This window comes from Priestia sp. KCTC 13724 (assembly GCF_056820425.1).
In genome coordinates, this window is record NZ_JBXDLD010000009.1 from 22111 (window position 1) to 29363 (window position 7253).

Genomic DNA, 7253 nt, shown 5'->3' on the forward strand with positions numbered 1-7253 from the left:
CAATTCTACTCTATACATAACTCACTAATGAAAAGGTGGTATTTTATATGAACGTTATCATTTCACCAGAAATTAAAGAAAAAAATAATGATATTAAACTAGGTATTATTCATTATCGAAATATCGAAGTAAGCGAAGCTCCACAAATGTTAAAAGGAAGGTTACGACTCTTTCAAGAATCCATTTATTTTGATTTACAAGATAGAACCATCACTTCTTTTGAAGGAATCAAGGAGTGGAGAAGCATATTTAAGGAGTTTGGAACCGATCCAAGCAAATATCGTCCATCCATTGAAGCATTATTTCGTCGAATTCAAAAACAAACGTACTTACCCACAATTAATTCAGCTGTAGACTTAAATAACTTCTTTTCCCTTCAGTACGAAGTTCCTTTAGGCATTTACGATAAAAGCTGTTTAAATGGAGACATTTCGTTACGACTTGGGAATGAAGATGAAAGTTACCTTGCAATTAATGGTCGAGAAGTGTCTCTATACAATAAGCTTGTATTAGCAGATGAACAAGGTCCTTTTGGAAGTCCTTATGTTGACTCCAACCGAGCTCCAGTTTCTGAACAGACATCTGAAGCACTTCAGATAATCTTCTTAAAACCTTCTCTATCTACTGAAAGCTCCTTAAAACTAACTGAATCTCTCAGCACCATGTTTACACAAATTCATGGTGGAGAAGCTTCGTATTTGCTTATCAACTAACCACAAAGACGTTTATCTAATTTAGATAAACGTCTTTTTTATTCACTATAACCCTAAAAATATAAAAAACGCAACACCTTGTTTTTGGTAAACAAGATACTGCGTTGTGATCACAATATGTATGGAGCGGGTGATGGGAATCGAACCCACGACATCAGCTTGGAAGGCTGAGGTTTTACCATTAAACTACACCCGCAAATGAAGTTGTGCTATCTCTTAACAACATTCATTATAGTATCTTTCGACATAAATTGCAACCCTTCTGTTAAATTTATGTGAAAATATTAACGAACTATTAAGTTTTCATAAACAAATAGGCTTTACAAGTTACCTTGCAAAGCCTATTTCTTAGCTATATCGATAATCTCTTAAAGCTTTTAAAACTGAAATTTCTTCTAATATCTGTTCACCTACATTTGTTTCTTTTACCATTTTTCGTTCCAATTCTTTATCAACTAGTCGCTTAACGGATAGTACATCAGCTTCGTCCAATAAGATATCTTTTTTGGAGTTAAAGTGCTTATGAGCAACTAACTGCATGCCATAAGAATTAGACAATAACGTATATCCTGCAATTCCGGTTTGTGATTGATATGCTTTTGAAAACCCGCCATCAATGACAATCATTCTACCGTTTGCTTTAACAGGGTTTTCACCTTCTATCTCTTTAACAGGCGTGTGACCATTAATGATATGACCATGATCTGGATTTAATCCAAAATCAGCTAATATTCGACGGCACATATCCTCTTTTTCACGAAGGTAATAATATGGATTTTTCTTTTCTTTATGTGTTGCTTTATCTTTAATGAAATAGCGCTCAAACGTCGTCATCGCTCGTTTTCCAAATAGAGATGAATATTCGCCCGTCCATAAATACCAGACCATGTCAGTTGCTAAATCATCCGTTTTATCCGGGCCTGCAAAAGCCGAACGCAAATACTGCTCAAACACATCTAACAGTTGACGACCTGAATAAAACTTGCCTTCAATCACCATCTTTTCCATATTTCCTTCTTCATCTAAAGGAATGCATCCATGGATGAGTAAGTTCCCATTGTATTTCAAATAGAGATTTCCTTTATTCATAAGAAAGTTCATATGTCTTGCTAGCTTTTCAGAATGTTGAACTGAAAACAATAATTTCTCAATAACCTGCTCCTCTTCTTCTAAGAGCTCTTGTGGATTTTCAGGGTTTACCGTTGCAAAGCATCCATTTTCAATAGGATACGTTTTATCTCCAAGTGTAATTTCATTTGTTTCATAATTAACTTTCTCAAGCAAAAGTCGTTCTGACATATTGAAATACGGACGTCTTTTAATAATTGGCATTTCAAGCTTAAACTGAATCATCGCAATAGCTTGATGAATTTTTGTAATCTGTAAACGTTCATGCTCAGATAGGTGCGAACCTACATTTTCTTTTGGACGGAATGCAGGATTATCATCATAATATTTTTCTGCTAGGTTTAGAAGTGGTCGTAAGTTAATACCATACGCATCTTCAATAATATTTAAGTTATTATAACGTGCACAAATACGAACAATATTAGCTAAGCATACTTTCGAACCTGCAAAAGCTCCAATCCAAAGAACGTCATGGTTTCCCCACTGAATATCGACGGAATGATAGTTAATAAGAGTTTCCATGATCTTATCAGGTTCTGGACCACGATCATAAATATCTCCAACGACATGCAAATGATCGACAACCAACCGCTGAATGGTATAAGCCAGTCCTGATATAAGTTTATCAGCTTGTCCTAATGAAATGATTTGCTGCACAATTTTATGATAGTAATGCTCTTTATTTGTAAATTCATCTGTCTTATATAAAAGCTCTTCAATAATATAAGCAAACTGCTCAGGGAGTGCTTTACGCACCTTTGAACGTGTATACTTCGATGATGCATACAAAACTAAATCAAGCATGCGATTAATCATTGTCGTATACCAATCACGTAGTTCTTGTTTGCGAGTAAAGTTTGCTTTAATAATCTTCAGCTTCTCTTCTGGATAATAAACAAGCGTCGCAAATTCATTAATTTCTTGTTGAGATAATGTATCCTTAAACAGATCTTTAATCTTTTCTTTTACGTTTCCCGACCCATTTCGTAATACGTGTTGAAAGGCCTGATACTCGCCGTGTAAATCACTTACAAAGTGTTCTGTTCCTTTTGGCAAATTTAGAATTGCTTCTAAGTTAATAATTTCCGTTACCACTTTCTCTTCTGTGTCATACTTCTTAGCCAGTAGATCTAAATAATTTACGTTCAAAACTATGTATCCCCTTTCAAACTAACTTATCACCTCAGCGTTTACAGAAGCTTACTGCGTGAGTCTTTCATCTTTAGTACTTATTGTACACCTCTTCACACTCGACTTCTAGAGAGATCAATTACATTTTGTTAACTAATTTACAATTTTTATTTAATTCAAACTTAATCAGTTGCTTTGAAAAGACTAAACACAAAAAAGACCTCAACATCTCTGTTGAAGTCTTAACATTACGTTCTTTTATGTAAAACTAATACCGGTGGTCGGGGTCTAAATGGCGGTCAAAGTATTGATTTAATAAGGTTTTGTAAATTCATGCGTAAAATTTGCGTAAAAAAAATATGTGTTCACTTAATTAATTTATTCAATTAACTATAGTTTTTTAGTTAGTAATAAATAAGTAGCCCAATTAGAGTACACAAATACACACATTTAATTATTGAAAAAGTAAGAGAGCCTTCTAACTAAATTACTATCCAATTAGACACTCTTTTTATAATTTACTCAACTTTCGCACACTGAAATAGGAAGGTAGACCTTGATGTAATTAGGTAAGCCTGCAATCCAGTGTTGGAGTTGACATTGAATTAACTTTTGAATCCTTTTGTTACTTTCTTTTAGGACATCTTGAAGAAGCTCTAGTAGCTGTCCTAGTGCGACAGCCCAATCGAGATCACTAATTTCATCGCAAAGATCATAAAATAGACCACCTAATGTCCGTTGGTCTGTGCTACAACGGTTCTGTCAAGAGAGGACAATGTATCTAGTAAAGACGATTGTTGTATGACAAATTAAAGAGTCATACGAACGACCTTGAAACTCCTTTTGTAGCTTTAATAAGGATTTTGTTGTTTTGAAAAAGACTTCAATGTCCCAACGAATTCCGTAGATACGAATGATTTCTTGTTCACTTAAGCTGCAATCGGTACTTAAAATCGCTAACCATTCACTTTTTTTATTACGGTTACGGACAAATACAATTTTAACTGATACTCCATTGGCTTGTGTCGTTTGAATAGACCGTAGAATTCCTTTCTTTCCTTGAACGGGTGAAGCTAATGAATAGAGTTCCTTCAAACTAACCTTTTTACCTTTCATCAGGTAACGTTGCTTTAAATTTTTCACCATGCCAATGACATCAAGACCTTGATCTGTGATCTCCTTAATAAGGGGTTGATGTGTAAACCACGTATCCATCAGCACATAAGTGGCTTCGATACCTGAGTTCATTGCCCGTTGAATCATCGTTGGAATTTGTTCAGGTGCCGTTTGTAAAGCTTCTAAACGGCGCTTATATCCAGAACTGCGCTTGTCAATGTTCTGTGACACGCCATTGATGACACTGTTTTTAGAGCTCAATAAAGAAAAGTCTACAGGCATAAACGTTGTACCGTCAGACCATCCCAATGTAAGCATACGAAAGCCTTTGTAGAAGCGCATTTTTTGAGAAGCGTGGTCAAAACAACGCGCAAGAAGTTCAACCGATTTACTTCGATTTTTATCATAAGATGAATCATCAACAATCAACACTTTGATACGCTCATGATTTGTAAGCTTACTTACTTTTTCAATCGAGTGTGCGCTTAATAAAAGCAGAAACCTTCTCCATGAATAAGTGGAACGGTTCAAAAAACGATAGACCGCATCTTTAGCTGGAATATCGGTAGATTTCTTACTTTCAAGTGTTCGAAACCAGTTTTTGTTTTCAAAGATCAAACAGAAAATGAGCTGAAATAAATAAGCACAGGTAAAGCCAAAAGACTTGGTAATCCCAGCTTTTCTAAGATGTTTCAATACTTTTAGTTCTTTAAAAGTAGATTTTATTTCATTTGGTAGTTGCTTAGATTGGTCATGATTCGCTATCATATAGAGGACACCTCTTCTGTATGGAATGTTTGATTCTCGACAAATCAACTATACCAAACGGATAGGTGTTTTTTCATGCATTTTTATGTGTCAATGATAGTACTTGAATGACATCGGCAACTACAGCTAGATGAATTTATAGCACATTTATCGATGCGAAAGTTGAGTAATTTAATTATCCATATCCCATCTAAAATATTTAGATAAATTTTTTAAAGCATCATCTAAATCTTCTTCTCTGCTCATTTCTACTAGTCTTTTCACTGTTTGTTCTACTTTATTTTGATCATAATCTTTCATTATTAAATATCCACGACCAATTTCGATATCTTCAATTACGTTGTTGAGTCTTGCAGGACTTATAACTTCAAAAGAAAACATATCTGAAGCTCCCTCAACACCTTCTAAGCCAACGTCTAATTGATAATCAATACAGAAATCTTCGAATGATTCTCCCCAATCTTCATGAATATTAGTAAGGGCTTTAATGACAAGCATTCCTATACAACTCCTTAATCAGTAATGTCTACGTGAACATTCTTTATTTGAACAGTTTTCTTTCCACCTACAGTGGTTACAAAACTATTATCTTGAAAGTTTGCTCTCCACATATTTTCCTTTGGCTTAAATTGTATTCTAAAAGCACGATCTTTTGTACCATAACCAATTACTTTCCCATCTACTATAATCTCTCGAGCACCTGGTCCTACCCAACCCTTTCCAGCATTTATTGCATTTTCTCGAGTAGCACTACCTAATGTCGATAAACCTTTTGGAGATTTTTTTGCTCCATTCAGTATATCGTACGAACTCATGTCTTCCACATAACCTTCGTGCCACCATTTACTTTTAGGTTTAGTATTATCCTATTGATTAAAGAAATAAGCCTTTACTAATTCATCTAGCAATCTAAGATTTTGAATGGTATTTTAGTAGAAATGTCTAACCTTCTTACTAAAGTTGCTAAACTCTTAGATGATTATGTAAATGTTCTTAAAGATACAGATAATCAAATCGCTAGCTAAATCCGCGGTTAATTTATATGAAGTAATAAAAGGAGCCTCAAGCATTAACTTGGGCCCCTTTTATTATTCTTCCTCACTATATAATTTACTTAATAATTCGGTAAACGTATTTGCCACAAAGAACAACCCTTCTTCGGGGTCTTCATATGCTAACTCATGATCCCAATAGACAATAGATGGGTTTGCTTCATTTGTTCGATAATCAAAACAAAGATAATCACCACCTGGTGTATCAGCGAAAGGATATACTTTATCTATCAATCTATCTTCGATATTCTCACGCACTTGAACCAGATAATCTATCTCTTGTTGATTAAAGCTCAATAGATGGTTAAATGCTGCACCCTTTACTTTTCCATAATCAAACGCATTTAGAGACGGATAACCTTCATGATTTTCTAAAATACAATCTATGTAATCAATTGGAAACTTAATACCAAATTTCTTCTCTACTTCAACTACATCTTTCAGTGTAGCTTCTCGTTCTGAACAAAATAACCACTCTATACTCATTAATTTTTCCCTCCTAATTATTATCGGTATTCTTTACCGCCGCCCCAGATATGCCTTCCGCCTGTATGACCAGTCTTACTATGAATAAACTCATCTACTAATTGCATTTTACCTTCGTCTTGATGATGATGCCAGGTATATCCTTTAGGTTTGATACCTTTTCCAAACATTTGTATTTCTCCTTCTGTGAATTTACTAGCTAGTACTGGATCTTTCTTTGTTTCCTCATACAGCAGTCTAGCAGCTTCTTTAAATTGAGCTGTGTCATTTCTTAAGTAAAATGATGGATCAATATGAGTTTGAAATTTAAAATCAAAAATTGGAAAACCATCACTATCGTAAGGAACACCTGTTATTGGATGAACATCACTTTTTTTATGTCCCATACGGAGGCTAACTGTCTTTTCTTCCCCGGTATGAAGATCTGTGTATGTATATGGTGCTGCTTGATACATTTGATTTTTAGCATCCGGTGTTTCTACATGTTGAAGAGAAGGAATATTGATTTTTCCAATGCCAGCAACTTCGTAGTTCAAGCGTTGCTGAGTAAGAGATTGGTAACCTACTTGTACTTTTGTTTTAGTATATTTTGTCCCAGTTAAAGTAGCTTTCTTTACAGCAGCTGCTGCTTCTGACTTTGCTGCTTGTTTCAATCCACCCTTGACAACCGCACTAGCACCTTTAGCTCCTACTAACTGTAAAGACGCATAACTACCAAAATGACTACGGCTATATGCATCACCATTGATAATTTGTTCATCAATAGTTTCCCAAGCACTCTTAGAAGCGATGTAAGCCCGTAATCAAACAACGCATATAAAACATCAGGCACCTCCGGTACGATAAATGTATCAATCAA

6 protein-coding genes, 1 tRNA gene and 1 pseudogene are annotated in these 7253 nt (G+C 34.9%); 1 reads left to right on the forward strand and 7 read right to left on the reverse strand.

From position 1 onward, the window contains the following. Positions 1-47 precede the first annotated feature (47 nt). Positions 48-713, forward strand: coding sequence for a B3/B4 domain-containing protein (locus AC1UFB_RS01220; RefSeq protein WP_100348096.1), 666 nt, complete (start codon positions 48-50; stop codon positions 711-713). Between the two features lie 122 nt (positions 714-835). Here the strand turns inward: AC1UFB_RS01220 and AC1UFB_RS01225 are convergent. From AC1UFB_RS01225 to AC1UFB_RS01255, 7 genes and pseudogenes are all read right to left on the reverse strand, one after another. Further along, a tRNA-Gly gene (locus tag AC1UFB_RS01225) sits at positions 836-909 on the reverse strand. Positions 910-1061: 152 nt separating this feature from the next. Beyond that, positions 1062-2990, reverse strand: a complete 1929-nt coding sequence (locus AC1UFB_RS01230) for a fructose-bisphosphatase class III (protein ID WP_061785573.1) — start codon at positions 2988-2990, stop codon at positions 1062-1064. Positions 2991-3494: 504 nt separating this feature from the next. After that, positions 3495-4856 (reverse strand): annotated as a pseudogene (locus AC1UFB_RS01235) (IS4 family transposase). 171 nt (positions 4857-5027) lie between these two features. Further along, positions 5028-5354, reverse strand: a complete 327-nt coding sequence (locus AC1UFB_RS01240) for an Imm8 family immunity protein (RefSeq protein WP_482588340.1) — start codon at positions 5352-5354, stop codon at positions 5028-5030. A 14-nt stretch (positions 5355-5368) separates the two neighbouring features. Continuing rightward, positions 5369-5671, reverse strand: coding sequence for a hypothetical protein (locus AC1UFB_RS01245; RefSeq protein ID WP_152545200.1), 303 nt, complete (start codon positions 5669-5671; stop codon positions 5369-5371). Positions 5672-5944: 273 nt separating this feature from the next. After that, positions 5945-6394 (reverse strand): SMI1/KNR4 family protein, encoded by a 450-nt coding sequence (locus AC1UFB_RS01250; protein ID WP_100348100.1) that lies wholly within the window; start codon positions 6392-6394, stop codon positions 5945-5947. 20 nt (positions 6395-6414) lie between these two features. Next, positions 6415-7047 (reverse strand): HNH endonuclease, encoded by a 633-nt coding sequence (locus AC1UFB_RS01255; protein WP_482588342.1) that lies wholly within the window; start codon positions 7045-7047, stop codon positions 6415-6417. Positions 7048-7253: the final 206 nt, after the last annotated feature.

Excerpts from the sequence above, each read along its gene's own strand:
- AC1UFB_RS01220 (WP_100348096.1), top strand. The coding sequence starts at position 48 with ATGAACGTTATCATTTCACCAGAAATTAAAGAAAAAAATAATGATATT.
- AC1UFB_RS01240 (WP_482588340.1), bottom strand. The coding sequence starts at position 5,354 with ATGCTTGTCATTAAAGCCCTTACTAATATTCATGAAGATTGGGGAGAA.
- AC1UFB_RS01245 (WP_152545200.1), bottom strand. The coding sequence starts at position 5,671 with ATGAGTTCGTACGATATACTGAATGGAGCAAAAAAATCTCCAAAAGGT.
- AC1UFB_RS01250 (WP_100348100.1), bottom strand. The coding sequence starts at position 6,394 with ATGAGTATAGAGTGGTTATTTTGTTCAGAACGAGAAGCTACACTGAAA.